Origin of the sequence: Streptomyces sp. NPDC001093, from assembly GCF_040298985.1 — a bacterium.
Taxonomy (GTDB): domain Bacteria; phylum Actinomycetota; class Actinomycetes; order Streptomycetales; family Streptomycetaceae; genus Streptomyces.
Map to the genome: position 1 here is coordinate 1 of NZ_JBEPBF010000032.1, position 25,420 is coordinate 25,420.

Below are 25,420 nucleotides of genomic sequence, written 5' to 3' on the forward strand. Positions count from 1 at the left end.
AAGGGCTCGTGGCCGACGTGCGGGGCGGCGCACAGCACGGCGTGGCCCAGACCCCGGGGATCGCCCTGGCGGACGTAGTGCATGGTCGCCAGGTCGCTGGACTCCCGCACCTTCGCGAGCCGTTCGGCGTCGCCCTTCTTCTCGAGCGCCGACTCCAGCTCGTAGTTGCGGTCGAAGTGGTCCTCGAGGGGACGCTTGTTGCGCCCGGTGACCATGAGGACGTCGTCGAGCCCCGCCGAGACGGCCTCCTCGACCACGTACTGGATCGCGGGCTTGTCGACGACCGGCAGCATCTCCTTCGGAGTGGCCTTGGTCGCCGGCAGGAACCGGGTGCCGAGGCCCGCCGCCGGGATGACGGCCTTGCGCAGGGCGGGGCGGGGAACCATGGGGTGCTCGTCCTTGTCGTTGTGCATGTCAGGCGCCGATTCAGGCGCCGATGAGGCCGCGCTCACCGGTCGGCTGCCGCGGGATGTGGGCCATGGCGATGGCGGCCGGCGCGGGCGCCGGGGTCCGCTCGGCCAGGGGCAGCACCGCGGGAGACGGCTCCTCGCCCAGGAAGAGGCGGCGCACCACGCGTTCCGCCGCGTTGCCGTCGTCGAACTGCACGAACCGCTGCCGGAACGCGGCCCGCAGCTCGGCGGCCTCCTCGCTGTTCCAGGCGCCGGAGCGGAAGACCGAGATCAGCTCGTCCTCGGAGGTGGCGGTCGCGCCGGGGGTCTCGCCCGGCCGGCCGGAGAGGATGTCGAAGTAGACACCGCGGGCCTTGCGGTAGACCTCCCAGTCGTCCGCGTAGGCGACGATCGGGCGGTCCAGGCACGCGTAGTCGAACATGATGGAGGAGTAGTCGGTGATCAGCGCGTCGGCGGCCAGGCAGAGGTCCTCCACCACCGGGTACCTCGACACGTCCTTGATCAGCCCGCGCTCCTGAAGGGCCTCCAGCCGGGGGTCGGCACCGTAGAAGTAGTGGGTGCGCACCAGGACCACGTGGTCGGGTCCGAGTTCGCGGCAGAAGCGCTCCAGGTCGATGCGGGGCACATAGCCCTTCTGGTAGTCGCGCACGGTCGGGCAGTAGAGGATGACGGTCTTGCCCTCCTCGATGCCGAGGTCACGGCGGATCCGCCGGACGTCCTCGGCGGTGCTGCGGAAGTAGACGTCGTTGCGCGGGTAGCCGTACTCGACCGCCTCGAAGGCGCAGGGGTAGACCCGCTCCCAGATCTCGGTGGAGTGCTGGTTGGAGGTGAGGCTGAGGTCCCACTTGTCCGCCCGCTCCAGCATCTTGGCGAAGCTCATGTTCTTGGCGGCCGCCGGGAACCTCTGCTGGTCGATGCCCATCTGCTTGAGGGGGGTGCCGTGGTGGGTCTGCAGGTGGACCTGTTCCGGACGCTTCACGAAGTTGTTCGGGAAGTTGACGTTGTTGATGAGGTACTTGGCCCGGGCCATGACCTCCCAGTAGCGCGGCGAGTTGGCGACCACGTAGTCGATTCCCTCGGGGACGCTGTCCACCGCGTCCTTCTTGACGATCCAGACGCCGTGGACGTTCGGGGCCAGCTCCTTGGCCTTGTGGTACACGGCCGCCGGGTTGCAGGCCACGCCCCGGTTCCAGTAGGCCGCGTAGACCGCGAGGTTCTCGTCGACGGGGCGGCGCAGGTGCAGCTGGTACAGGCGGTTGTAGGCGGTCTTGCCGAGCTTGGTCTTGACCTTGGTGGCCCGCTGGATCACCTGGCGCCGGGTGTTGCTGGCGGCCATGACCGCCGCGTACGCCGTGTAGGAGCCGCGCTCCAGCAGCTGGAACCTGGTGCCCTGCGTGCCCTCCGGAACGACGAAGCCCTTGGGCTTGAAGCGCTTGTAGTTGGCGGCCGAGAGCTTGAAGAACTCCGCGCGGTCCTTGGGGACGATGCGGTCCTCACGGGCCAGGGTGAACAGGTAGTGGCTGGCCGCGCGCTCGAACAGCAGCGCCCGGACCGGCTCCAGGTGGGGGCGCTCGTCGAGGAACTCGAAGAGCCGGGCGTACTGCTCGAATATCCCGAAGTGCTTGCGGCCGGGCGTGCGCATGGAGTTGCCCTGGCGGCGCTGGCGGTACTCGACGCAGACGTGGTCGGTGGCGGCGATGCGCTCCGCGGTCAGCATGGTCTTGTAGACCATGAGGGCATCCTCGTAGATGCCGTCGGTGAAGGTGAAGCCGTGGTCGTCGACGTAGAACTCGCGGCGGTAGGCGCGGTTCCACACCACGGCGAACATGTTGAGGTACTCGGGCCGCTCCAGCGCCGTGAAGACGTCCGTGCCGGCCTCGGCGAGCATCTCGCCGGCCGCGCTCGCCTGGACGCGGTTGTTCCAGTAGGTGCGGACGTGGTTGAGCAGCAGGATGTCCGGATTGTCCGTGACCTCGAGACGGTCGGCCATCGCCTGCAGTGCCCCGTCGGCGAGGGTGTCGTCGCTGTCCAGGAACAGGATGTACTCGCCGCGGGCCTTCAGCGCACCGGCGTCCCGCGCCTTTCCGATGCCCCGGTTCTCCTCGAAGTGCACGGGTACGACGCGGTCGTCCAGCGCGGCGTATTCATCGAGTATGCGCCCGCAGGAGTCGGGAGAGTGGTCGTCGATGGCGACGATCTCGAAGTCCTCGAAGGACTGGGAGAGAATGGAGTCCAAGCACGCGCGCAGATACCCCTGAACTTTATAAACGGGGACGACCACGCTTATTTTCGGCGAAGTGCTTCCATTCGCGAGGGGCATGCTTGGAGCTCCTGGGCTGTCGGTCAGAGTCAACCGCCTCCCGCTGCCGATGTGGCGCGAGAGGCGAGAGGCACAAGGAGTGCTAGGTTAAGGTTGGTTTAAGCCTACCCTAACGCGACTCCAGGACTGTTCTTACTACAGCCCCTCCGCTCCTGGTCAGCAGGGTTGTGGCAAGACTCACCCAAGTCTCAACTGTCCTTTTCCGACCGGAACGCCCTTGTAATAGATACTCGCCCTCTTGCTCTGGCCTGTGCCGGGGGTGTATAGGGCGAAGCCGCTCGAGTTCGCCGTCAGGGCGGGGCCGTGTCGGCGAGAGAACGAGGCGAGTCGTACCGGTGACGGAAGCCCCTCTGAAATGGGGAAAGAGAAAAGCGTCGATGTCCGCGCCTTCGGTATATCGGTCCGGTGAGCCGCATTGGTGAGGTATGACCAAGTTGAGTAACTGGCTGACCTCCCGTCCGCATACTGCTGACCCGCTCTTTTTGACCGTTTGCGTTCGCCGACGCCTGCCGCGGCCCTGCCCCGTACCGCGGCTTTTTCCGCCGTCCACCCACCGGACCCGAGCGCGCCGGCCGCACCGCTTCGCGTAGATTGCGAAGCGGGCAGAAGACCGCGTGAGGGGACGGACGGCAAGGTGGCAAGGGCAAGGCAGGCCGTACACGAGGCCCGCAGGATGGTCGTCAAGGTGGGCTCTTCGTCGCTGACCACAGCCGCGGGCGGCCTCGACGCCGACCGCGTCGACGCGCTGGTCGACGTGCTCGCCAAGATCCGCAGCGGGGGAGAGCGGGAGATCGTCCTCGTCTCCTCGGGCGCCATCGCCGCCGGGCTCGCCCCGCTCGGCCTGCGCCGCCGCCCCAAGGACCTCGCCCGGCAGCAGGCCGCCGCCAGCGTCGGCCAGGGTCTGCTGGTCGCCCGCTACACCGCCTCCTTCGCCCGTTACGGCGTCCGCGTCGGCCAAGTCCTGCTCACCTCCGACGACATGAGCCGCCGCGCCCACCACCGCAACGCCTCGCGCACCCTCGACAAGCTCCTCGCGATGGGTGCCTTCCCGATCGTCAACGAGAACGACACGGTCGCCACCGACGAGATCCGCTTCGGCGACAACGACCGCCTCGCCGCCCTCGTCGCCCACCTCGTCCACGCCGACCTGCTCGTCCTCCTCTCCGACATCGACGGCGTCTACGACGGCGACCCCAGCAGGCCCGGCACCTCGCGGATAGCGGAAGTGAGGGGTCCGGAGGACCTCGCGGGTGTCGAGATCGGCAGCGCGGGCAAGGCCGGCGTGGGCACCGGGGGGATGGTCACCAAGGTCGAGGCCGCCCGGATCGCGGCCGCGGCCGGCATCCCCGTGGTCCTCACCAGCGCCGTGCACGCGGCGGACGCCTTGAGCGGCGGCGACACCGGCACCTACTTCCATCCCACCGGCAAACGCTCGGCCGACCGGCTTCTGTGGCTCCAGCACGCCTCCACCCCGCAAGGGGCGCTGACCCTGGACGACGGCGCGGTGGACGCCGTCGTGACGCGGCGCAAGTCGCTGCTGCCCGCCGGAATCGCCGCTGTGGAGGGTGAGTTCAGCGCCGGTGATCCCGTCGAACTGCGCGACACCTCGGGGCGCGCGGTGGCCCGTGGACTCGTCAACTTCGACGCCAAGGAGATCCCCCGGCTGATCGGGCGTTCCACCCGCGAACTGGCCCGGGAACTCGGCTCCGCTTACGAACGCGAGGTCGTACACAGGGACGACCTGGTGCTCCTGCACACGTAAAACGGGACGTAACGGCAGCCCCCGCTGGGGGACGTTCCGTAAAACCGCCCCGCGGTGCCGTAGGGCCTGCTCAACTTTGTCTGGAGAGAGACGTTCCCGAGCGGTGGGTGAAGGAGGCCGTCGTGAGACGAGTGCGCCCTGGGGTGGCCACCCGCGGTGCCCTGACGAGCGTCGCGGCCGGAGACACCTATGAGGAGCCCAGGGACCTGCCCCGGCTCTGGCATGTCACCCTCAGCGTCGCCGGGCCGGACGTCCCCCTCACCGATCTGCGGCGGGCCCTGGAGCAGCTGGCTCACGACCACCCCTTCCTGCTGACCAGCCGGTACGCGAGCGACCACGCGGAGATCCGGTACTGGGAGGAGGCCCGCGACCTGCATGACGCCGCCGCCGTCGCGCTGCGCCTGTGGGGCGAGCACCGGCAGACCGCCGGACTGCCCCCGTGGGAGATCGTCGGCCTGGAGGTCATCGACCGCGAGACCTACCACCAGCGCCTCGCCGAGGGCTACGGCCCGCCGCCCGCGACACCGGTAGGGGTCCATCCCTTTTGAGTCCCCTTGATCCCTTCTGAGACCTTGTCTCGGGGTTTGGGATGAGCGGTGGGCGGCCCGCCCCGCGCACTACCCTTCCCTCATGACCACGCTCTCGCCGTACGACTCGATGTCTCCGGTCACCCGGGCCGCCTACCGGGCCAAGGCCGCCGCCGCCGACCTCGCGCCGCTCCCGCGAGCCGTGAAGGACGACGCGCTGCTCGCCATCGCCGACGCCCTCGAGGTCCGGACCAGCGAGATCGTCGAGGCCAACGCCAAGGACGTCGCCAGGGCCCGGGAGAACGGCACCAGCGAGGCCATCGTCGACCGGCTCACCCTCACCCCCGAGCGGGTCCGCGCCATCGCCTCCGACGTCCGTGACGTGGCGAAGCTGCCCGACCCGGTCGGCGAGGTCGTCCGCGGCTCCACCCTCCCCAACGGCATCGACCTGCGCCAGGTCCGCGTCCCGCTCGGTGTCGTCGGCATCATCTACGAGGCCCGCCCGAACGTGACGGTGGACGCCGCCGCCCTGTGCCTGAAGTCCGGAAACGCGGTGCTGCTGCGCGGCTCCGCCTCCGCCTACGAGTCCAACACGGCCCTCGTCCGCGTCATCCGGGACGCCGTCGGCGGCGCCGGGCTGCCCGCCGACGCCGTCCAGCTGGTGCCCGGCGAGAGCCGTGAGTCCGTCCGTGAGCTGATGCGCGCCCGGGGGCTGGTCGACGTCCTCATCCCGCGCGGCGGCGCCTCCCTGATCCAGACCGTGGTGAGCGAGTCCACCGTCCCGGTCATCGAGACCGGCACCGGCAACTGCCACGTCTACGTCGACGCCCACGCCGACATCGACATGGCCATCGACATCCTGATCAACTCCAAGGCCCAGCGGGTCAGCGTCTGCAACGCCGCCGAGACCCTCCTCGTCCACCAGGACATCGCCCCCGAGTTCCTGCCGCGCGCCCTCGACGCCCTCGCCCAGGCCGGCGTCACCGTGCACGCCGACGAGCGTGTGATGGCCTACGCCAAGGACTCCGAGGCGACGGTCGTGGAGGCCGTGGCGGAGGACTGGGAGACCGAGTACCTCTCGTACGACATCGCCGCCGCGGTGGTGGATTCGCTGGACAGGGCCGTCGAGCACATCCGGCTGTGGACCTCCGGCCACACCGAGGCGATCGTCACCACCTCCCAGCAGGCCGCCCGCCGCTTCACCCAGCTGGTCGACTCCACCACCGTCGCCGTGAACGCCTCCACCCGCTTCACCGACGGCGGCCAGTTCGGCTTCGGCGCCGAGATCGGCATCTCCACCCAGAAGCTGCACGCCCGCGGCCCGATGGGCCTGCCGGAGCTGACCAGCACCAAGTACATCGTCACCGGCGACGGCCACGTGCGCCCCTGAGGCCCACCCGTTCGGCCGCACGGCCGCCGGCCGTGGCGGGCGGCCGAAACGTCGTCTCACCAGTCAGACGAATTTCCATACCGTCTGCCCAAATTGACCCCCCAGGTCTACTCTGGATGCGTGCCGGAGGACGTGGGGGGCACGCCGTTCCCTGACGGCTGGGAGCCCGACGACGACCACGACCACGGGGTGTCGGACGAAGAGTTCGCCTCCGTGGTCTTCGACGAGGCCTTCGTACAGGCGGCCGCGGTCCATGAGCCGACCGCCGTCGAGCGCCTCCTGGCCGCCGCACAGGCGAGAGCCGAGGCCTCCGAGGCGGAGGCCCGCCGCGCCCACGCCCGAGGCGAGCGCTACGACGACAAGTACTCCCCCGAGGGGACCGATCTCGGCCAAGATCCGGACGACGAGCTGGAGGACACCTACGGCCTCGGTGACCGCCACTTCGGGGGCTACGGCAGGCAGATCCGCTGGCACCGCCCCGTGGCCTGGCTGCTGGCCGTCGTGATGGGCATCGGCATGGTCGCCCTGGCCTTCGCCGCCGTCTACCGGGGCGGCTCGGCCGACACCCGTGACGGGATCCCCTCGCCCGCCCCGACCGGCCTGGAACAGGGCAGCGCCGCCGCGCCCTCCGTCTCCGCCGACACCTCCCAGCCGGCGGCCTCGGCCATCCCGCGCTCGCCCTGAACTCCCGCCCCGCTCTTGGTGAGCACCTGTCAGAAGTTGTCGTGTAGCAGGGCGTTTACCTGAGGCCCACGCGACCTACTCTGAAAGTATGGGCGGGCCTGGAGACCCACCGGAGGGCACACCCGAGGGCGGCCCCGCAGGTGGAGAGGACGAGTACCGATCCGTCGTGTTCGACGAGTCGTTCGTCCGCGCTGCCCGCCTCCAGGAGTACTCCGCCGAGGAGCGGATGGCCGACCACGCGCCGGCCGTACGCCGCCGCCCGCCCCTGCACCGCGGACTCACCCGGCAGGCCCTGATCCTCGTCCTGCTGATCGCCGTCGCCTTCGGCACCGCGGTCTACATGGGCGTCCGCCACCCCTACGGCACCCCGGAGACCCGGCGCCCCGTCGAGCCCCTGCGGTCGACGGTGATCCCGCTCGCCCCGACGGGCAGGGTGCCCGGCACCGCCGACGCCGAGTACCTGTACGCGCACAGCCCCGCCGCCCCGTACGAGGTCGGAGCCGAGGGCATACCCCTGCCGGCCTCCCGCAGCACCGCCCACTTCTCCGACAGCCAGGTGGTGACCGCGCTCACCGCGGCCAAGGACTACATCGTCCGCTCCTCGCTCTACCCCGAGGTGCTCACCGGCCGTCAGGTCGGCCCCGCCCGGTCCCTCCTCGACTCCGACCAGCTCGACCAGTTCGACCGGAGCTTCGACCACCCCGCGGCGGACGGCCGGCACGCCCCCACCGGCTGGCTGGTCCGCATCGACCCCTCCCGCGCCCAGCTCGCCGACGACCGGATCCGCGTCCAGGGCGACCTGCAGGCCGTCGAGGCCGACTCGGGCACGCTGGAGGTCACCGCCGACCACACCTTCGTCTACGCCCTGCGCCCCACCGGTGCCGCGGCGAACGCGCCGGTGTCCCTGTTCACCGTCCGCCGCGAGCTGACCTTCCGCTTCACCCGCGACGACCTGCGCACCCACCAGGTCCAGCTGCTCACCTCGTACGTCCAGGCGGGCCCCCTCACCTGCGCCGAGGACTCCGCGGCCTACTTCCGCCCCCTCCTGGCCGGCCAGACCGCCCGCACCGGCGGCCCCGCGGGCACCGACCCCTACGAGACGGACAGCCCCGCGGCCCTGTGCGGGACGCTGGCCGCCGCGGCGCAGCCGACGGTGTGAGCGGGGCAGCCCTCGGGGCCGGCCGGGGTGAGGGGCAGGGCGGCCAGGAGCCCGGTGCCCTCGCGGAGAGGTGACATCACCCCTCTGCCGGGGCGTCCGACGGGCCCCCCTTCGCCGGGGGCGGGCTGCGGAAGCCGTCGAAGCCGCGGCGGACCCGGCCGCCCAGGTCGCCCGCGCCGCCCGCGAGGTCCGTGACCAGCTTCATCAGCGGATCCTTGGAGGTCTTCACATCGCTCGCGTAGCTGGCCGCCGACTCGCGGAAGGAGTCGCTGACCGAGGTGTCCTTGTCCTCGTCGCGCCGCGGGTAGTGGCCGTCCATGATCCGCTGGAAGTCCCGGGACTCGGCCCACTTCTTCAGCTCGGCCGCACGGATCGTGGCGAAGGGGTGCGAGCGGGGCAGCACGTTGAGGATCTTCAGCACGGAGTCGCGCAGATCGCCCCCGGCGTCGTACTCCTCGGCCTGCTCCAGGAACGCGTCCACGTTCATCTCGTGCAGATGGTTGCCGCCCGCGATCTTCATCAGGCCGCGCATGGAGGCCCGGACGTCCTGCCCCACCAGCAGCCCGGCCCGGTCCGCGGACAGCTCCGACTTGCGGAACCACTCCCTGAGCGCCGTCACCAGCGCCATGATCGCGAGGTTGCCCAGCGGGATCCAGGCCACCCTCAGCGCGAGGGTGGTCAGGAACAGCAGGATCGTGCGGTACACCGAGTGCCCGGACAGCGCGTGTCCCACCTCGTGCCCGACGACCGCCCGCATCTCCTCCTCGTCCAGGAGCTCCACGAGCCCCGTGGTGACCACGATGATCGGCTCGTCCAGGCCGATGCACATCGCGTTCGGCTGCGGGTCCTGGTTGACGTACATCGGCGGGACCTTCTCCAGGTCCAGGATGTAACAGGCGTCCAGCAGCATGTCGTGCAGATGCTGGAACTGCCGCTCGGAGACGCGCACCGAGTCGGACAGGAACAGCAGTCTCAGGCTCCGCTCGGGCAGCAGCCCGCTGAGCGCCTTGAAGACGGTGTCGAATCCGCTCAGCTTGCGCAGCGCGACCAGGGCCGAGCGGTCGGCCGGATGCTCGTAGGCACGCGAGGAGATCCCCGGGAAGCGCCTGCGCTGCCTGCTCGGCACGCGCTCGTGCCCCGTCTGCTGGTGGCCGTCGTCGGACATGTCATCCCCCATGTGCGTATGAGTGCCCACTGTGCCCCCGAAGCGAAGCCCAGCCTAGGCGGAGATACCGTGGACGGGCAGTACAGCCGAAGGAGTCCACTGATGGAGCACCATCCCGCAGCCGCCCGGCTGAACGAGGCCGCCGCGAGCGCCGTCCAACAGCACGGATCGGGCAATCTGCTCCGTATCATCCTGATCGTGATGGTCCTGGGCTGCGCACTGACCGCCTGGTTCCTCTTGAGCGGCTACAAGCGGAAAGACGACTGACAGCTCGGATGAGTTCCCCGCGTGGCCGAACGGCAGAGTCGGCGTGATCGCCGCCGGGGCGCCCGCATACGATGAGCCGACATCTTTATCCCGCCCACACGCGTTAGGTCCTGCCGAAGATGAGCCTTCACAGCGCCGCAGCCCCGTTGGTCCCCCTCGCCGAAGCCACGGGCGGCCACCACAACAGCCTCAACCCGGCGGTCACGGGCGGCAGCGCCCTTGCCATCCTGCTGCTCCTGCTGTGGATCACCACCCGCTTCAACCGCGACCGCTGAGCGGGGACCCCGTCCCCGGCCGGACGCCCGAGGCCGGGCCGGTAGGGTCTGCACGCATGGGAGAGCAGGACATGCCTACCGGTCCGGCGTACGAGACCGCCGGCGACACGGTCGAGCACCCGCAGTACCGGCCGTTCGGCGGCCCCGCCCACACGGGTAAGCGCCGCCTCGGCGTCATGGGCGGAACCTTCGACCCGATCCACCACGGCCACCTGGTGGCGGCCAGCGAGGTCGCCGCGCAGTTCCAGCTCGACGAGGTGGTGTTCGTGCCCACCGGCCAGCCGTGGCAGAAGTCCCACCGCAAGGTCTCCCCGGCCGAGGACCGCTATCTGATGACGGTCATCGCCACCGCCGAGAACCCGCAGTTCTCCGTCAGCCGCATCGACATCGACCGCGGCGGCCCCACCTACACCGTGGACACCCTGCGCGACCTCCGCGCGCTCAACCCCGACACGGACCTGTTCTTCATCACCGGCGCCGACGCCCTCGCACAGCTGCTGACCTGGCGGGACAGCGAGGAGCTGTTCTCCCTGGCGCACTTCATCGGCGTGACCCGGCCCGGCCACCACCTGACCAACCCCGGCCTGCCGGAGGGCGGCGTCTCGCTCGTCGAGGTGCCCGCGCTCGCGATCTCCTCCACGGACTGCCGTGCGAGAGTCGCCAAGGGAGAACCCATCTGGTACATGGTGCCGGACGGAGTCGTGCGCTACATCGACAAGCGCGAGCTGTACCGCGGCGAGTGAGCCGAGAGGGGCACCGGTGAACGACCGATACGACGCGGGTGACGGCGGCTACGGCGCCGGTCCGTACGAAATCGTCGGCTACGACGAGTACGGCCGGCCCATGTACCGGCAGGTCCCGGCACAGCAACAGGCTCAGCAGGCGACCTACGACCCGTACGCCCAGCAGCAGGGCTACGGCTACGACCCGTACGCCACCGGCCAGCAGCCGCCGGTGCCCTCCTACGACACGGGCCGGCCCGCACCCGGGTACGACCCCTACGGCTCCCAGGCCCCGTACGACCCCTACGACACCGGCACCCAGCATCCCGTCGGCCACGACCCCTACGGGCAGGCCGCGAGCAGCGGACAGCAGCCCCGGGTCACCGGGCAGACGGCCCACATCCCGCAGCAGACGGGCCCGCACGTCCCGGCTCGGCCCGAGGGGCCGCACGACGACGGTGAACGGGACTACCACACCGAGCAGTTCGCGTTCGTCGAGGACCCGGACGGTGACCCCGAGGACGTCATCGACTGGCTGAAGTTCACCGAGAACCGCACCGAGCGCCGCGAGGAGGCCCGCCGCCGGGCCCGCAGCCGGGTCATCGCCCTCGTCGTCGTCCTCGCCCTCGTAGCCGCCGGCGGCGTCGGCTACCTCTGGTACGCCGGAAAGCTGCCCGGCCTGTCCTCCTCCGGCTCCAAGCCCGGCGCGGCCACCCCGGTCGGCGCCCAGAAACGCGATGTGATCGTCGTCCACCTGCACAACACCGGCAAGGGCGGCACCTCGACGGTGCTGCTGGTCGACAACACCACCACCAAGCAGGGCAGCACCGTGCTGCTGCCCAACTCCCTCGCGCTGAGCGCCGACGACGGCTCCACCACCACCCTCGCCAAGTCGGTGGACGACGACGGCGCCTCCGGCACCCGCGACCAGCTCGGCACCGTCCTCGGCACCGACATCCAGGGCACCTGGCGCCTGGACACCCCCTACCTGCAGAACCTCGTTGACCTGGTCGGCAACATCGACATCGACACCAATACCGACGTGCCCGACCCGGACGCCGGCAAGAAGGGCACCGAACCCCTCGTCCACAAGGGCAGCGGCCAGACCCTCAGCGGCAAGATGGCCGTCGCCTACGCCACCTACCGCGCCGCCGGCGAGTCCCAGAACGCCCAGCTGGAGCGGTTCGGCCAGGTCATGCAGGGCGTGCTGCGCAAGATGTCCTCCGACCCGTCGGCGGCCACGGTCACCGTGCAGACCCTCGCGCAGATCCTCGACCCGCCGCTCACCGACAAGGACCTCGGCACCTTCCTCGCCAAGCTCGCCGACCTCGCCAAGAGCGGCGCCTACAAGACCGCCCTGCTGCCCGTCCAGCCCGACGGCACCATCAGCGCGAGGACCAGCGACAGCGTGGTGAAGGACATCCTCGGCGGCACCGCCAAGAGCCCCGACGCCGGCTCCGCCGTCCGGGTCTCCGTGCAGAACGCCACCGGTGTGAAGGACGACACCGAGAAGGCCCGCGTGGTGCTCCTCAACGGCGGCTTCACCTTCCTGGAGGGCGGCACCGCCGCCGGCACGCAGCCCACCTCGAAGGTGGTCTACTCGGACGCCTCCCACAAGGCGGACGCCACCGAGGTCGCCAAGACCCTCGGCCTGCCCGCCGGATCCGTGGCCAAGGGCACCGTCTCCCCCGGCGCCGACATCTCGGTGGTCCTCGGCCAGGACTACAAGCCCGCCAGTTCCTGACCGGGTCCCGGGCACCCCACGTGCCACCGTAATCACGTGGGGTGTGCCCGGCGGACCGTGAGACCCTTGAGGTCCAGTGACCGCCGACCCGAAAGCTTCGTAGTGACCGCCACCGACCGTTCCCTTGAGCTCATCAACACCGCCGCGCAGGCGGCGGCCGACAAGCTCGCCCATGACGTCATCGCCTACGACGTGAGCGACGTGCTGTCGATCACGGACGCCTTCCTGCTGGCGTCCGCGCCGAACGACCGCCAGGTCAAGGCCATCGTCGACGAGATCGAGGAGCGCCTGCTGAAGGAACTCGGCGCCAAGCCGGTGCGCCGCGAGGGCGACCGCGACTCCCGCTGGATCCTGCTCGACTACGTCGACATCGTCGTGCACGTCCAGCACAGTGAGGAGCGCGTCTTCTACGCTCTGGAGCGGCTGTGGAAGGACTGCCCCGAGCTGGAGCTGCCCGCCGACGCCAAGGCCACCCGCGGCAAGGCGGAGGAGCACGCGAAGCTGCAGGCCGCCGAGGCCGAGCGGGAGCCGGGCGGGGAGTGGTGATGAGCGCCACCGGCGAGGTGACCGACCGCAAGACCCGCGGCCGCCGCATCATCCTGTGGCGGCACGGCCAGACCGCCTGGAACGTCGAGCGCCGCTTCCAGGGCAGCACGGACGTCGCGCTGACCGAGACCGGGATCGGCCAGGCCCGCCGCGCCGCCCGGCTGCTGGCCTCCCTGGGGCCGGACGCGATCATCTCCTCGGACCTGCAGCGGGCGGCGCACACGGCCGCCGAGCTGGCCGCCCTCACCGGCCTCCACATCACCCGCGAGGAGGGCCTGCGCGAGACCTACGCGGGCGTCTGGCAGGGGCTGACGCACGAGGAGATCATCGTCCGGTACGGCGAGGAGTACGCCGCCTGGAAACGCGGCGAGGCGGTCCGCCGCGGCGGCGGCGAACTGGAGACCGAGGTCGCCGACCGCGCCGCACCCGTCGTCCTGCGGCACGTCGAGAAGCTGCCCGAGGACGGCACTCTCGTCGTCGTCAGCCACGGCGGCACCATCCGCACCACCATCGGCCGGCTGCTCGGCCTGGAGGCCGGGCACTGGGAGAGCCTCGGCGGCCTCTCCAACTGCTGCTGGTCCGTGCTCGGTGAGGGCGCCCGCGGCTGGCGCCTGCTGGAGCACAACGCCGGCACCCTCCCGGAGCCGGTCCTCGGCGACGACGACTGAGCCTCAGGAGGCTCGCGGACCCCGGATTTCACTTTCTGGCAGGTCACAGGCTAAAGTTCTTCTTGTTCGCCCCGCCGAGCGGGGCGAGACACCATGCGGCTCCGCCGCGTGGCGCAAGGGGCTATAGCTCAGTTGGTAGAGCGCCTGCATGGCATGCAGGAGGTCAGGAGTTCAATTCTCCTTAGCTCCACTGATCGACACTCTGTCGAGTGGACAAAGATCGATGATGAAGGTCCCGCCCCCTCCAAGGGGCGGGATTTTCTGTTGGCTGATCGTCTTCCGGCTGATCCAGGACACCGGTGCGGCGGCCGGTGATCCTCGTCAACACAGCGACCGGTCCTCCTCCTGCCCGAGCACCAGCGGCACCGCGGCACACTGTTCCTGAACCGGGTTGAGTCACTCGGCGTTCCGCGCTCGTATACCTCTTCGGAGGCGTTCTCGGTGTGTGCCCGGGCGCTGGCCTCAGCGGCCGCGGCGGGCGCCGTGTCCGGACTGGTACTGAGGCGTCGCTGACCGTATTGCTCCGGCCGTGGCAGAATCAAACGGCCGGAAGGGGGCGCGGCCCGACGGGAGGGAGTAGCGATGCCTGCGAGCATCCTTGAGGAGGTCGGCCACCTCCTCGGTGCGGCGTTGATACGGGACACGACCACCCGGCTGAGCTGCCCTTCCTGTGGTTCCGCGCATGTTGCCCAAGTTCTCGGCGACAACGGCGGAATCTCCTACGTGTGCACGGCCTGCGGCCACAGCTGGAGCTGATCGATGGGTGCACACAGGCGAAAGTGCGACTGGTGTGGGAGCGGTACGCCGATCGTCCGTGACATGGAGCCGATCAATCCCGACTACCAGTACTGGTGCGAGGAATGCGCGCGGGCGCTGATCATAAAAGGCGACCCGATCGAGACGTACCGGGAATTGGAGGGCGAGCCGATCTACGGCCGTCTTCTCGAAGAGCACTGCACACTCAAGCGGTTCTACTCCTTCGTGACCGCCTGACCCCGGGTGCACCGCCGCCGCGGTCCGGCAACGATGTCCGGCCCGGCACGAGGAACAGCGCACCGGTTGCCGGGTAGAGGGCCGAAAGCATCAATTCCAGGACCTCCTGGTGCAGTTCGGGCCGTCCGGTGCCGTGCGGCACCCACCACGGGGCGTACGAGCAGAAGACCAGCAGCGTGCCCAGGGCCGCCGTCCTGTGTCCGCGTGCCCACAGCAGCAGTACGAGTGGCACACACCACACCCAGTGGTGCGTCCAGGACACCGGACTGATCAGCAGCGCGGTGACCGCGCAGGCGCACACCGCCCGGTCCCGCCGCCCGCGCAACTCCGCCCGCCACGGCGGCCGCGAGGCCCAGAGAGGCCAGGACGGCCGCCGAGGCTGCCCAGAGGTCTCCCGGGTCGGGCGTGTGCAGAACGCGCGCCAGAACGCCGCGCACGGCCTGGTTGGCGGCGTCCTCGGCATGGCCGACCCGGCCCGCGCGGAACACCACGTCCGTCCAGAACCGCCAGGAGTCGTACGGCAGGACGGCCGCCGCCGGCAGGGTCGCAGCGGCGAACGCGACGGCCGCCCCGCGCGCGTGCCGCAACCATGGCGTCGCGTCTCTGCTCCGCAGGTGGGCCGTGACACCCGTCACGAGCAGGCACACCGGGAACAGCGCGGGCGTCGGTTTGACCGCCGCGGCCAGCCCCGGGCCCGCTCCCGTCCAGGGGTCGTACCGCCCGGTGGGGCGGCGGCCGGCGCCGCGACCCACCACACGGCGTCCACGCGCGCGTGGCCGACGAGTTTCAGCGACAGCCGGACGAAGGCCACCAGCAGTGCGAGGTTCCCCGCGGTCGCCGGCACACGCAGCGGCGCGGGGTCCAGCAGGGTCAGCGGCGTGAAGAGCAGGGCGGCGAACGGCGGGTAGGTGGTGGGCAGGTGGGCGGCCGTCGCCCGCAGCGCGTTCAGGTCGCCGCCGGCGCGCACGGTGGCCCCCTCGGCCGGCGGTGGGCTGCGGACGACGCGATCAGTGTCACAAAATCGGACATTAGCGACAGTGTCGGTGCGAAGCCGAAACCGATTTGGCGCTGTGCCCCCAGGCCTGTAATGTTTACGTCGTCGCCGGGGAAACCAGGCGAAACAACAGAACAAGGGGCTATAGCTCAGTTGGTAGAGCGCCTGCATGGCATGCAGGAGGTCAGGAGTTCAATTCTCCTTAGCTCCACAGAAATCGAAGGCGGACCATCCCGACGGATGGTCCGCCTTCGGCGTGTTGCGCTGCCGGGAGCCGCGGCCGGACGAAGGGGCGGTCACCCGGCCCGGGTGACCGCCCCTTCGGGTGCTCAGCGGCCGAGCGCGCGCCGGCCGCGGCCCTGGGAGACGACCGGCAGGTTGCGGGACGGTGCCTGCCCGCGCGTGTCCTCCTCGAGGCGCAGGGCGAGCGCCGGGCAGCGGCGCACCGCGCGCAGCGCCTTCGCCTCGGCGTACCTGGGCACCTGCGCCTGGGCGACGGTCGGGAAACCGTCGGCGCCGAGTTCGAACACCTCCGGGAGGATGTCGGCGCACAGTCCGTGGCCCCGGCACAGCGTCCAGTCGACGTAGATCTTCTGACGGCTGGCGCCGGTCTCCTCGGGCTCTCCGCCACCCGGGATGCCCGTGGGGGCCCTGCCCCCCTCGAAGAGCGGCAGAACGCCCTCCACGGGCCGTCCGCAGCCGTTTCCGAGGACATGCGCGGCGAGGTCGTCGGTGAACGCCTTGATGGTCGACTCCAGGAACATCGCCGAGCCGTCCGGATGCGAACACGCGCCACGGCGCTTGACGTTCTTCGCGACCTGCTTCAGCGCCTCCAGCGCGGCCGGCCCCCCGCCGTTGAGGATGTCCTCCATGCCGCGCGCGGCGGCGGGCAGCCCGAGGTAGCAGGGCCCGCACTGGCCCGCGCTCTCCTCGGCCAGCCACTGCGCCACCCGCAGCGACTCGCCGAGCGGGCAGGTCTCCTGGCTGATCGGCAGGATCGCGCCCGCGCCCAGCGAACCGCCCACCGCGTCCAGCGAGTTGCGGGAGACGATCGCCTCGTCGACGGTCGCCGCGTCGATCCACTTGCCGTGATAGCCGCCGGTCAGCACGCCCTGCGGCACCGGCGGGGCGCCCGCCAGCTGCAGCACGTAGCGCAGCGGCACGCCCGTGGGCACCTCGATCACCATCGGGCGGGCGACCGCGCCGGACACGGTGAGCATGACGGTGCCCGGCTCGTCGTACAGGCCGGTGTTGCCGTAGCGCTCGGGGCCGATGCGGGCGGCGATGGCCAGCTGTGCGAACGTCTCCGCGTTGGACAGCAGCGTGGGTGCGCCGCCGACGCCGCTCTGCGAGGCGCTGATCTTGCGGCCGGGCGGGATCGCCGGGCCGCCGTCGACCGAGCGGATCAGGGAGGCGGCGGCGCCGGTGACCATCCGCACCGGGTTGCGCTGCACCCACGCGCGCAGCGCCGATCTACGGCTGTTGCTCAGCCCGCGTTCGGCGAGTGCGGCCTCCATGGAGCGCTGCGTGGACTCGCGGGTGACACCGATCACGAGCGTCCGGGCGCCGAGCGCCTCGGCGCACAGCAGCGCGCCGTCGAGGATCAGGTGCGGGGCACGGTTGATCAGCACCGTGTCCTTGCGGCAGGCCGGTTCGTCCTCGCTGCCGTTGACCACGACGACCGGCCGCACCCCGCGCTTGATCGCCGACTCGGCGACCGAGCGCAGCTTCTTGTGGAAGGGGAAACCGGCGCCGCCGCGGCCCCTGAGGTTGATGCGTTCGGCGAGCTGCGCGAGCTGTTCGCCGCCGAGCGGGTCGAGCGGCCCGTGCACCTTCAGGTGCATGGGCAGGTCGAGTCGTTCCACAAGGTCGAAGCCCGACGTGAGCTGCGGAAGGCCGACCACGCGGACTTCGGGGACGTCGGGCAGGGCCTCGTTCACTTAAAAGCCTCCGGACGGCGTGTTCCAGGATTCGCCCGAACCCGGAGTGTCGTAGGACGCGCCGGGCAGCGTTTCGGTAGCGGGACCGCTGTTGTACGTGTCACTGGCGTTGTACGCGCCGTAGAAGCCGTTTGTCTCACCGGTGTCGTACATGTCACTTCCGCCGTATCCAGGGGTGCCCGAATTGCCGTAGACCGGAATGGTCTGCCCGGTGTCCTGGAACGGGTCGTACGCGGACGGCGGGGCCTCGCCGACGGGCGGCGGGGACGGGATCGGCCAGCTGCCCGAGGTGCTGGAACCGCCGTCCACGCGGGGCATGGCCTCCGTGGCCTGCATGTCCAGCGGCAGGTCCATGCGGGCGGTCTGGCCGGCGGTGTACGACGGCCGGGAGCGGCGCGGCGTTGAGACGGCGCGGTAGGCCGCCGCGAAGCCCGACGCGGGTTCCGGCGCGGGGGTGGCGGGGGACTGGTACAGCGGCGCGGAGGGGGCGGCGGCCCCCCTGGGCTCGCGCCGGCCCTCGAAGCCCGCCGGAGCCGGCTCGGCCACCCGGGACCGGCTCGCGTCCAGCTCCTCGAGTCCCGGCCGCTCCGAGCTGCCGAACAGCGCCACCAGCCGGTCGGCGACCTTGCGCTTGACCGGGCGCGGGGCGGCGCGCAGGGCGAGGGCGGCCATGACCGCGATCAGGGACAGCGCGTACAGGTAGGTGAAGAGCGGGCTCTTCACCGGGCGGCCCGCGTACAGGCCGTGGATCAGTGCGGCGCACCAGGCCGGGTAGGACAGCATGTGCATGGCGCGCCAGCGGGCTGCGACCGGGGCCGGGGTGGCGAAATTGCTGCGCAGGGCGCCGGTGACCCCCACGAAGATCATCAGCAGGCCTGCCAGCGAGCCCAGTCCGATCAGGCCGCCGATGCCGGTGACGCCGAGCGAGAACGGGATGATCGCGGCGATCAGCTGCGTGTGCCCGAGTGCGATCTTGATGGTGATGTGCAGCAGCAGGAACGCGATCGAGGCGACCCCCAGCGTGCGGTGCACCGCCTGGCCGATGATCCGCTGCCGGATGTTCAGGAAGATCCGGTCCTGGGCGAACAGGCCCCAGATCACCGAGCAGCTGAGCGAGACCAGGGACATCACGCCCGCGCCGAAGTTCAGGAAGTCTTGGACCTGGCTGCCTCCCACCAGCACGACCACGGGTATGAGCAGCAGGACGACAGCCGATGCCACCCCGTAGGCCGAGCGGCCCGGTTTGGGGAGGGAGCTGGTACTACGACGAGGGTTCATGGGGGCAACTCCGAGCAGTTTCGGGAAAGCGGTCCCGCTGCCGAACTCTAGGTGGCGCCATACCGATCAGTACGGGGTTTGAGTTATTGCGTTGTTATCAACGGACAATGCGACTGGGCCGATGTCCCTTGGTGGACGGTACGCGAGGTAATTGTTGACCTTGGTTCAACTCCCTCTCCCCTTGGTTCCTGGCATGTCCACAAGGGATACGGAAGCGCGCCGTCGCTTGCTCAAGCGTGTCGCGGCTCGCCGAAGGCCGTCGCCGCCCGCTCGGGGCCTGCGGTACCCTAACGCCATGCGTGCCGTACGCCTTCTGCTTAGCGGGCCGCGCTGATCAGTACCGACCCCGGTCGAACCCGTGAGGTCGGCATCGGCGCGGCGTCCCCTCCTGTGTGAGGGGATTTTTCGTTTCTTTGAATGTCGCAGCCGCAGGCAGAGACGATCGATGGAGCTTTGAGGATCATGAGCGAGACGAACCCCGCTGCGGCCGCCGCCACGTCGGCGGAGGCCGCGCCGCACCGCTACACGGCCGCCATGGCAGCCGAGATCGAGGCACGCTGGCAGGACTTCTGGGACGCCGACGGCACCTACGCGGCGCCGAACCCCAAGGGCGACCTGGCGGGCGACGCCGGGCTGGTCGCCAAGCCCAAGAAGTTCATCATGGACATGTTCCCGTACCCCTCGGGTGCGGGCCTGCACGTCGGCCACCCGCTGGGCTACATCGCCACCGACGTCTTCGCCCGGTTCCAGCGCATGACCGGCCACAACGTCCTGCACACCCTGGGCTTCGACGCCTTCGGCCTGCCCGCCGAGCAGTACGCCGTGCAGACCGGCACGCACCCGCGCGTGTCCACCGAGGCCAACATCGAGAACATGAAGGCCCAGCTGCGCCGGCTGGGCCTGGGCCACGACAAGCGCCGGTCCTTCGCCACGATCGACCCGGACTACTACAAGTGGACCCAGTGGATCTTCCTGCAGATCTTCAACTCCTGGTACGACGACGAGGCGAAGAAGGCCCGTCCGATCTCCGAGCTGATCGCACGGTTCGAGTCCGGTGAGCGCGCGATTCCGGGCACCACGCGCGCGTGGAGCGAGCTGAGCGCCCGCGAGCGCGCCGACATCCTGGGCGAGTACCGCCTGGCCTACGCCTCCGACGCGCCGGTCAACTGGTGCCCGGGCCTGGGCACCGTGCTGGCCAACGAGGAGGTCACCGCCGACGGCCGCTCCGAGCGCGGCAACTATCCGGTCTTCAAGGCCAAGCTGCGCCAGTGGAACATGCGCATCACCGCCTACGCCGACCGGCTGCTGGACGACCTGGAGCAGCTGGACTGGCCCGAGGCCATCAAGCTGCAGCAGCGCAACTGGATCGGCCGCAGCGAGGGCGCCCGCGTCGACTTCCCGATCGACGGCGAGCACATCACGATCTTCACCACCCGCCAGGACACCCTGTTCGGCGCGACCTACATGGTGCTGGCGCCCGAGCACCCGCTGGTCGAGAAGTTCACCCCCGAGGCCTGGCCCGAGGGCACGCACGAGGTGTGGACCGGCGGACACGCCACCCCGGCCGAGGCCGTCGCCGCCTACCGCGCGCAGGCCGCCTCGAAGTCCGACGTCGAGCGCCAGGCCGAGGCGAAGGACAAGACCGGCGTCTTCATCGGCGCGTACGCGACCAACCCGGTCAACGGCGACCAGATCCCGGTCTTCATCGCCGACTACGTCCTGATGGGCTACGGCACCGGTGCGATCATGGCCGTCCCGGCGGGCGACCAGCGCGACTTCGAGTTCGCGCGCGCCTTCGAGCTGCCGATCCGCTGCGTCGTCGAGCCGACCGACGGCCGTGGCACCGACACCTCGGCCTGGGAGAACGCCTTCGGGTCGTACGACGCGAAGATCATCAACTCGTCCAACGACGAGATCTCCCTGGACGGCCTGGGCGTCGCCGACGCCAAGGCCCGCATCACCGAATGGCTGCAGGGCAAGGGCATCGGCGAGGGCACCGTCAACTTCCGCCTGCGCGACTGGCTGTTCAGCCGCCAGCGCTACTGGGGCGAGCCCTTCCCGATCGTCTACGACGAGGACGGCATCGCCCACTCGCTGCCCGAGTCGATGCTGCCGCTGGAGCTGCCCGAGGTCGAGGACTACAGCCCGCGCACCTTCGACCCGGACGACGCCAACACCCAGCCCGAGACCCCGCTGTCGCGCAACGAGGAGTGGGTCAACGTCACCCTGGACCTGGGCGACGGGCCGAAGCAGTACCGCCGCGAGACCAACACCATGCCCAACTGGGCGGGTTCCTGCTGGTACGAGTTCCGCTACCTGGACCCGCACAACGAGCACCGGCTGGTCGACCCCGAGATCGAGCAGTACTGGATGGGCCCGCGCGAGGGCCGGCCGCACGGCGGCGTCGACCTGTACGTCGGCGGCGCCGAGCACGCCGTGCTGCACCTGCTGTACGCGCGCTTCTGGTCCAAGGTCCTGTACGACCTGGGCCACGTGTCGTCGGCCGAGCCGTTCCACAAGCTGTTCAACCAGGGCATGATCCAGGCCTACGTCTACCGCGACAGCCGTGGCATCGCGGTGCCGGCCGCCGAGGTGGAGGAGCGCGACGGCGCGTACTACTACCAGGGCGAGAAGGTCACCCGCCTGCTGGGCAAGATGGGCAAGTCCCTGAAGAACGCGGTGACCCCGGACGAGATCTGCGCCGAGTACGGCGCCGACACCCTGCGCCTGTACGAGATGGCCATGGGCCCGCTGGACGTCTCCCGCCCGTGGGACACGCGCGCGGTGGTCGGCCAGTTCCGGCTGCTGCAGCGACTGTGGCGCAACATCGTCGACGAGAACACCGGCGAGCCGACCGTGGTGGACGCGGCGCCCGACGAGGACACGCTGCGCGCCCTGCACAAGGCGATCGACGGCGTCCGCCAGGACCTGGAGGGGCTGCGCTTCAACACCGCCATCGCCAAGGTCACCGAGCTGAACAACCACCTGACCAAGGCCGGTACCGCGGTGCCGCGTTCGGTGGCCGAGCCGCTGGTGCTGATGGTCGCCCCGCTGGCCCCGCACATCGCCGAGGAGCTGTGGCGCAGGCTGGGCCACACCGACTCGGTCGTCCACCAGGACTTCCCGGTCGCCGACCCCGAGTACGTCGTGGACGAGACCGTGACCTGCGTCGTGCAGATCAAGGGCAAGGTCAAGGCCCGCCTGGAGGTGCCCCCGGCCATCTCCGAGGAGGAGCTGGAGAAGGTGGCGCTGGCCGACGAGAAGGTCGTCGCGGCGCTGGACGGCGCGGACATCCGCAAGGTGATCGTCCGGGCGCCGAAGCTGGTGAACATCGTCCCGGCGTGACCGTCAGGACGCCGCGGCGAGCTGTCTCGGGGTAGTCCCCTACGGGCAGGTTCGGGGTTTTTCTGGAACTCCGGGCCTGCCCGCTGCGTTTACTGTGGAAAGCGCGGCGGCGTGTGCCGCTCCATCCGGAGGAGGAGCATCGTGGAAGCAGTGATCGCCGTGTTCGCCCTGCTCTTCCTGCTCTTCGTCGGCCTGGGCGCGTACGCCACGGTCAAGGCGGTCGGCGCCGCCAAGCGCGGCGTGGACCGGACGGTCGAGCAGGCCCGCCGCACCGTGGAGGACCACACGCTGCGCGCCAAATCCTTTGTCCAGGCCGGTCCGGCCGCCGAGATCGCGCAGCTGAGGCTCGCGCTGCGCACCTCCATGCGTGCCACCCAGGACGCCCTGCGCGCGAGCGCGGCCGAGGACGAGTCGATCAAGGAGTCCCTCGCTCTCTTCGAGCGGCTCAGCGCGCACGGGCACGAGCTGGACGCCGACCTCCGGCGACTGGAGTCGGAGCCGGACCGCGCCGAACTCCGCGCACGGCTGCCCGAGCTGCGCAGCCGTGCCGAGCGCATCACCAAGTCCGCGGACTCCCTGCGCTGGGCGGTCCGCGACCGGGCCCGCCGCTTCGTCGACGACGATCTGGGCGCGCTCAGCGATCAGATAGACATCGAGGCCGACGCCCTGCGCCACTGGACCCCGGCCGGTCCCGCGACGGCGGGGGGACAGCAGCCCGACGTGAGCGCCGCATCCACCCCCGACGGCTCGGCGGCCCGACGCGCCCGCTCGTGGATGTCGCGTGCCGCCGAGGCCGAGGAGCAGGCGCGCCAGGCGATCACCCCGCCGTCGCCACGCCTCGTCCACCCCTGGCAGAAGAAACCGCGTCCCGAGAGCACCACCTGACCCGGCCGCTCCCGGCCCGCACCAGGGGGGCCGGACTGCCGCGCGAGCACTACGGCAGGTAACCTCCAGCTCATGTCCCGCCATGTCGCGATCGTCACCGATTCAACGGCCTACCTGCCGCCGCGGACGATGGAGCGTCACGGCATCACCGCGGTGCCCCTGACCGTGGTCCTCGGCGACCAGGCACTCGAAGAGGGCACCGAGATCTCCACCCGCTCCCTGGCCCAGGCCCTGCAGAAGCGCCGTCCCGTGACCACCTCGCGCCCGAGCCCGGAGATGTTCGCGGAAACCTACCGCAGGGTCGCCGAGTCCGGTGCGAACGGCATCGTCTCCCTGCACCTGTCCGCCGAACTGTCCGGCACCTACGACGCGGCGGTCCTCGCGGCCCGCGATGCGCCGGTGCCGGTACGGGTGGTGGACACCGGGATGGTCGCGATGGCTCTCGGCTTCTGCGCGCTCGCCGCCGCCGAGGCCGCCGAGGCCGGCGGCACGGTGGACGAGGCCGTCACGGCCGCCGAGAAGCGGGCCGCGGGCACGTCGGCCTACTTCTACGTCGACACTCTCGACTATCTGCGCCGTGGCGGCCGCATCGGAGCCGCACAGGCCCTGCTCGGTTCCGCACTCGCCGTCAAACCCCTGCTCCAGCTGGACGGCGGCCGCATCGAACTGCTCGAGAAGGTCCGTACGGCGTCCAAGGCCATCGCGCGTCTGGAGGAGATCGCCGCCGAACGGGCGGGCGGTGCCGAGGTCGACATCGCCGTCCACCACCTGGCCGCCCCCGACCGTGCCGCCGCGCTCGCCGACCGGCTGCGGGAACGGGTGCCGGGCCTGGCCGACCTCCATGTCAGCGAGGTCGGGGCGGTGATCGGGGCACACACCGGTCCCGGACTGCTCGGAGCGGTGGTCTCACCCCGCTGAGCCATCACCCGTCCGGGTGGCGGACTTATCCACAACAGGGCCGTCCTCCACGGGAATTGACCAAGATCATCGCGAATCGGCGGGATGTCCCATCCTCGTCGCATGGCACTTCGATCACGTTCACGCTCAGCCACTCCGACCAGCGGCCCCGGCCGTGGTCCCACCTCCGACGGCCGCATCCGCCACCGCCGGGGCATCGACGGCGGCCGTGTCCGCCACTGCCCGCCGGCGCCCGCCGAGGAACTGCGCCGCCGAGCGGAACTCCTCTTCGGCGAACGAGCCGTGCAATGGCGGGAGTCGGGAAACGGACCGCCGGAGGGGGAGGTGTCCGCAAGGACGGCGACCGCGACGGCGACCGAGGAGGCGACCGGGGCGGGGGCTGGGGCGGCGACGAGGGCAGCTACGGCATGGGTCACGGGCCCGGCGCCCGGACTGAGCCAGGCGAGGGCCGGGACGGCCACGCTCGCGCCTGCCGCGACCGAGCCACCGCACGCCGTACCGGCTGACGGGTCGACACCGACGCTGATGCCGGCATCGAGTCCGGCTCCGGCACCGAGCACCACCCACGACCCCGAACCAGCCGGTGCCATGGGCCCGTTGGAGCTGCCGGGCCCGGTTGGCCCCGGCTGGCGGGAGCGGGTCGGGCCGGCCTTGCGGGAGCGGATGCCGGTGTGGCTGCAGGCGCGGTGCGGGGTGGAGCGGCGGGGTGTCGTGGCGCTCGCCGTGGTGCTCGTGGCCGCCGCGGTGTTCGCCGTTCAGCACTTCTGGGCCGGGCGCACCGAGTCCGTGACCGCCCCTCAAGTGGTGCGCGCAAAGGCGCCCTACGCCAAGGCGGACACGCCCCACGCCGAGAAGGAAGGAGACGTGAAGGCCGGTGCGGGCGCGGGCGCCTCGGCGGCGCCGGGCGGACAGATCGTCGTGGACGTCACCGGCAAGGTCCGCAACCCGGGGCTGCAGCGGTTGCCGGCCGGATCCCGGGTGGCCGACGCGTTGCGGGCCGCGGGCGGTGTCCGTCCGGATGTGAGCACCGAGGGGCTCAACCGGGCCCGCTTCCTGGTCGACGGCGAACAGGTCGTCGTCGGCGCGTCCGCCGGGGCGGCGGCCCCACCCGGCCCGTCGGCGGGGCCGGCCTCAGGACCGGCGGGCGCGGGCCCCGCGGCACCCGTCTCCCTCAACACGGCCACGGCGGACCAGCTCGACGCGCTGCCGGGAGTCGGCCCCGTCCTCGCTCAGCACATCATCGACTACCGCACCCAGCACGGCGGCTTCCGCTCGGTGGACGAACTGCGCGAGGTCAACGGCATCGGCGACCGCCGCTTCAGCGATCTGCGGAAGCTGGTACGGACATGAGCCGCGCGATCGTCGACCGGAGGCCGGAGCCTGGGACGAGCGGCGTACCCGCGCGAGACCGGCGAGGTGGCGAGCGGT

Annotated in this window: 24 protein-coding genes and 2 tRNA genes; 19 read left to right on the plus strand and 7 right to left on the minus strand. The window is 70.7% G+C overall.

Features of this window, described 5'->3' with window-relative positions:
• Both ABT288_RS18190 and ABT288_RS18195 read right to left on the minus strand, forming a co-directional pair.
• A partial coding sequence (locus ABT288_RS18190; RefSeq protein WP_351608592.1) for a UTP--glucose-1-phosphate uridylyltransferase occupies positions 1-386 on the minus strand: 386 nt, incomplete at its 3' end.
• Between the two features lie 40 nt (positions 387-426).
• Positions 427-2,730 carry a bifunctional glycosyltransferase/CDP-glycerol:glycerophosphate glycerophosphotransferase gene (locus tag ABT288_RS18195; protein ID WP_351608452.1) on the minus strand — a complete coding sequence of 768 codons (2,304 nt, stop codon included), beginning with the start codon at positions 2,728-2,730 and terminating at the stop codon, positions 427-429.
• Positions 2,731-3,403: 673 nt separating this feature from the next.
• On the opposite strand from ABT288_RS18195, the gene proB reads away from it, so the two are divergent.
• The 5 genes from proB (at position 3,404) to ABT288_RS18220 (ending at position 8,252) form a co-directional block, all read left to right on the plus strand.
• Positions 3,404-4,492 (plus strand): glutamate 5-kinase, encoded by a 1,089-nt coding sequence (proB, locus tag ABT288_RS18200; RefSeq protein ID WP_351608595.1) that lies wholly within the window; start codon positions 3,404-3,406, stop codon positions 4,490-4,492.
• Positions 4,493-4,614: 122 nt separating this feature from the next.
• Positions 4,615-5,040, plus strand: a complete 426-nt coding sequence (locus ABT288_RS18205; RefSeq protein WP_351608455.1) for a DUF8830 family protein — start codon at positions 4,615-4,617, stop codon at positions 5,038-5,040.
• 82 nt (positions 5,041-5,122) lie between these two features.
• Positions 5,123-6,409, plus strand: coding sequence for a glutamate-5-semialdehyde dehydrogenase (locus ABT288_RS18210; protein WP_351608457.1), 1,287 nt, complete (start codon positions 5,123-5,125; stop codon positions 6,407-6,409).
• Positions 6,410-6,529: 120 nt separating this feature from the next.
• Complete coding sequence (locus ABT288_RS18215) at positions 6,530-7,093, plus strand: SCO2584 family spore wall biosynthesis protein (RefSeq protein ID WP_450862665.1); 564 nt, start codon at positions 6,530-6,532, stop codon at positions 7,091-7,093.
• 88 nt (positions 7,094-7,181) lie between these two features.
• Positions 7,182-8,252, plus strand: a complete 1,071-nt coding sequence (locus ABT288_RS18220) for an SCO2583 family membrane protein (protein ID WP_351608462.1) — start codon at positions 7,182-7,184, stop codon at positions 8,250-8,252.
• 76 nt (positions 8,253-8,328) lie between these two features.
• On the opposite strand, the gene ABT288_RS18225 is transcribed toward ABT288_RS18220, so the two are convergent.
• Positions 8,329-9,417 carry a M48 family metallopeptidase gene (locus tag ABT288_RS18225; RefSeq protein WP_351608465.1) on the minus strand — a complete coding sequence of 363 codons (1,089 nt, stop codon included), beginning with the start codon at positions 9,415-9,417 and terminating at the stop codon, positions 8,329-8,331.
• A 102-nt stretch (positions 9,418-9,519) separates the two neighbouring features.
• Between ABT288_RS18225 and ABT288_RS18230 the strand changes: the two genes are divergently transcribed.
• The 9 genes from ABT288_RS18230 to ABT288_RS18275 all read left to right on the plus strand — a co-directional run bounded on the left by ABT288_RS18230 (position 9,520) and on the right by ABT288_RS18275 (position 14,632).
• Positions 9,520-9,684 (plus strand): hypothetical protein, encoded by a 165-nt coding sequence (locus tag ABT288_RS18230; protein WP_351608467.1) that lies wholly within the window; start codon positions 9,520-9,522, stop codon positions 9,682-9,684.
• A gap of 119 nt (positions 9,685-9,803) precedes the next feature.
• Positions 9,804-9,959: a hypothetical protein gene (locus tag ABT288_RS18235; RefSeq protein WP_351608470.1), complete on the plus strand. Its 156-nt coding sequence runs from the start codon at positions 9,804-9,806 to the stop codon at positions 9,957-9,959.
• A 56-nt stretch (positions 9,960-10,015) separates the two neighbouring features.
• Complete coding sequence (nadD, locus tag ABT288_RS18240) at positions 10,016-10,702, plus strand: nicotinate-nucleotide adenylyltransferase (RefSeq protein WP_351608472.1); 687 nt, start codon at positions 10,016-10,018, stop codon at positions 10,700-10,702.
• A 16-nt stretch (positions 10,703-10,718) separates the two neighbouring features.
• Complete coding sequence (locus ABT288_RS18245) at positions 10,719-12,425, plus strand: LCP family protein (RefSeq protein ID WP_351608475.1); 1,707 nt, start codon at positions 10,719-10,721, stop codon at positions 12,423-12,425.
• A gap of 102 nt (positions 12,426-12,527) precedes the next feature.
• Positions 12,528-12,971 carry a ribosome silencing factor gene (gene rsfS / locus ABT288_RS18250; RefSeq protein WP_351020346.1) on the plus strand — a complete coding sequence of 148 codons (444 nt, stop codon included), beginning with the start codon at positions 12,528-12,530 and terminating at the stop codon, positions 12,969-12,971.
• Entirely contained in the window at positions 12,971-13,639 is a 669-nt protein-coding gene (locus ABT288_RS18255; protein WP_351608478.1) for a histidine phosphatase family protein, read from the plus strand. The genes rsfS and ABT288_RS18255 overlap by 1 nt, the downstream gene beginning before the upstream one ends.
• A 117-nt stretch (positions 13,640-13,756) precedes the next feature.
• Positions 13,757-13,829: transfer RNA gene (locus tag ABT288_RS18260), tRNA-Ala, on the plus strand.
• 392 nt (positions 13,830-14,221) lie between these two features.
• Positions 14,222-14,395 carry a hypothetical protein gene (locus tag ABT288_RS18270; protein WP_014672673.1) on the plus strand — a complete coding sequence of 58 codons (174 nt, stop codon included), beginning with the start codon at positions 14,222-14,224 and terminating at the stop codon, positions 14,393-14,395.
• Between the two features lie 3 nt (positions 14,396-14,398).
• Complete coding sequence (locus ABT288_RS18275; protein ID WP_006136074.1) at positions 14,399-14,632, plus strand: hypothetical protein; 234 nt, start codon at positions 14,399-14,401, stop codon at positions 14,630-14,632.
• Here the strand turns inward: ABT288_RS18275 and ABT288_RS18280 are convergent.
• Positions 14,611-15,318 (minus strand): glycosyltransferase 87 family protein, encoded by a 708-nt coding sequence (locus ABT288_RS18280; protein WP_351608598.1) that lies wholly within the window; start codon positions 15,316-15,318, stop codon positions 14,611-14,613. The genes ABT288_RS18275 and ABT288_RS18280 overlap by 22 nt on opposite strands.
• Positions 15,264-15,599 carry a glycosyltransferase 87 family protein gene (locus tag ABT288_RS18285; RefSeq protein WP_351608480.1) on the minus strand — a complete coding sequence of 112 codons (336 nt, stop codon included), beginning with the start codon at positions 15,597-15,599 and terminating at the stop codon, positions 15,264-15,266. The genes ABT288_RS18280 and ABT288_RS18285 overlap by 55 nt, the downstream gene beginning before the upstream one ends.
• A 165-nt stretch (positions 15,600-15,764) precedes the next feature.
• Between ABT288_RS18285 and ABT288_RS18290 the strand changes: the two genes are divergently transcribed.
• Positions 15,765-15,837: transfer RNA gene (locus ABT288_RS18290), tRNA-Ala, on the plus strand.
• Positions 15,838-15,955: 118 nt separating this feature from the next.
• Here ABT288_RS18290 and ABT288_RS18295 read toward each other — a convergent pair.
• Both ABT288_RS18295 and ABT288_RS18300 read right to left on the minus strand, forming a co-directional pair.
• Positions 15,956-17,566: an NADH-ubiquinone oxidoreductase-F iron-sulfur binding region domain-containing protein gene (locus ABT288_RS18295; RefSeq protein WP_351608482.1), complete on the minus strand. Its 1,611-nt coding sequence runs from the start codon at positions 17,564-17,566 to the stop codon at positions 15,956-15,958.
• The gene (locus ABT288_RS18300) at positions 17,567-18,844 is read right to left on the minus strand and encodes a cytochrome b/b6 domain-containing protein (RefSeq protein WP_351608484.1); all 1,278 of its coding nucleotides are present in this window, start codon (positions 18,842-18,844) and stop codon (positions 17,567-17,569) included.
• Between the two features lie 462 nt (positions 18,845-19,306).
• Between ABT288_RS18300 and leuS the strand changes: the two genes are divergently transcribed.
• The 4 genes from leuS (at position 19,307) to ABT288_RS18320 (ending at position 25,342) form a co-directional block, all read left to right on the plus strand.
• Positions 19,307-22,189, plus strand: coding sequence for a leucine--tRNA ligase (gene leuS / locus ABT288_RS18305; RefSeq protein ID WP_351608486.1), 2,883 nt, complete (start codon positions 19,307-19,309; stop codon positions 22,187-22,189).
• A gap of 141 nt (positions 22,190-22,330) precedes the next feature.
• Positions 22,331-23,074 (plus strand): hypothetical protein, encoded by a 744-nt coding sequence (locus tag ABT288_RS18310; protein WP_351608489.1) that lies wholly within the window; start codon positions 22,331-22,333, stop codon positions 23,072-23,074.
• A gap of 72 nt (positions 23,075-23,146) precedes the next feature.
• The gene (locus ABT288_RS18315) at positions 23,147-23,992 is read left to right on the plus strand and encodes a DegV family protein (protein ID WP_351608490.1); all 846 of its coding nucleotides are present in this window, start codon (positions 23,147-23,149) and stop codon (positions 23,990-23,992) included.
• A gap of 102 nt (positions 23,993-24,094) precedes the next feature.
• A complete protein-coding gene (locus ABT288_RS18320; protein WP_351608492.1) occupies positions 24,095-25,342 on the plus strand; it encodes a ComEA family DNA-binding protein in 1,248 nt (415 codons plus the stop codon).
• The last annotated feature ends 78 nt before the right edge of the window (positions 25,343-25,420 follow it).

Bases quoted from the DNA above. Each gene is read 5' to 3' on its own strand.
- ABT288_RS18195 (WP_351608452.1), bottom strand. From the start codon at position 2,730: ATGCCCCTCGCGAATGGAAGCACTTCGCCGAAAATAAGCGTGGTCGTC.
- ABT288_RS18320 (WP_351608492.1), top strand. From the start codon at position 24,095: ATGGCACTTCGATCACGTTCACGCTCAGCCACTCCGACCAGCGGCCCC.
- ABT288_RS18275 (WP_006136074.1), top strand. From the start codon at position 14,399: ATGGGTGCACACAGGCGAAAGTGCGACTGGTGTGGGAGCGGTACGCCG.
- proB (WP_351608595.1), top strand. From the start codon at position 3,404: ATGGTCGTCAAGGTGGGCTCTTCGTCGCTGACCACAGCCGCGGGCGGC.
- ABT288_RS18255 (WP_351608478.1), top strand. From the start codon at position 12,971: ATGAGCGCCACCGGCGAGGTGACCGACCGCAAGACCCGCGGCCGCCGC.
- ABT288_RS18225 (WP_351608465.1), bottom strand. From the start codon at position 9,417: ATGTCCGACGACGGCCACCAGCAGACGGGGCACGAGCGCGTGCCGAGC.
- ABT288_RS18270 (WP_014672673.1), top strand. From the start codon at position 14,222: ATGCCTGCGAGCATCCTTGAGGAGGTCGGCCACCTCCTCGGTGCGGCG.
- ABT288_RS18230 (WP_351608467.1), top strand. From the start codon at position 9,520: ATGGAGCACCATCCCGCAGCCGCCCGGCTGAACGAGGCCGCCGCGAGC.
- nadD (WP_351608472.1), top strand. From the start codon at position 10,016: ATGGGAGAGCAGGACATGCCTACCGGTCCGGCGTACGAGACCGCCGGC.
- ABT288_RS18300 (WP_351608484.1), bottom strand. From the start codon at position 18,844: ATGAACCCTCGTCGTAGTACCAGCTCCCTCCCCAAACCGGGCCGCTCG.
- ABT288_RS18220 (WP_351608462.1), top strand. From the start codon at position 7,182: ATGGGCGGGCCTGGAGACCCACCGGAGGGCACACCCGAGGGCGGCCCC.
- ABT288_RS18235 (WP_351608470.1), top strand. From the start codon at position 9,804: ATGAGCCTTCACAGCGCCGCAGCCCCGTTGGTCCCCCTCGCCGAAGCC.
- leuS (WP_351608486.1), top strand. From the start codon at position 19,307: ATGAGCGAGACGAACCCCGCTGCGGCCGCCGCCACGTCGGCGGAGGCC.
- ABT288_RS18210 (WP_351608457.1), top strand. From the start codon at position 5,123: ATGACCACGCTCTCGCCGTACGACTCGATGTCTCCGGTCACCCGGGCC.
- ABT288_RS18315 (WP_351608490.1), top strand. From the start codon at position 23,147: ATGTCCCGCCATGTCGCGATCGTCACCGATTCAACGGCCTACCTGCCG.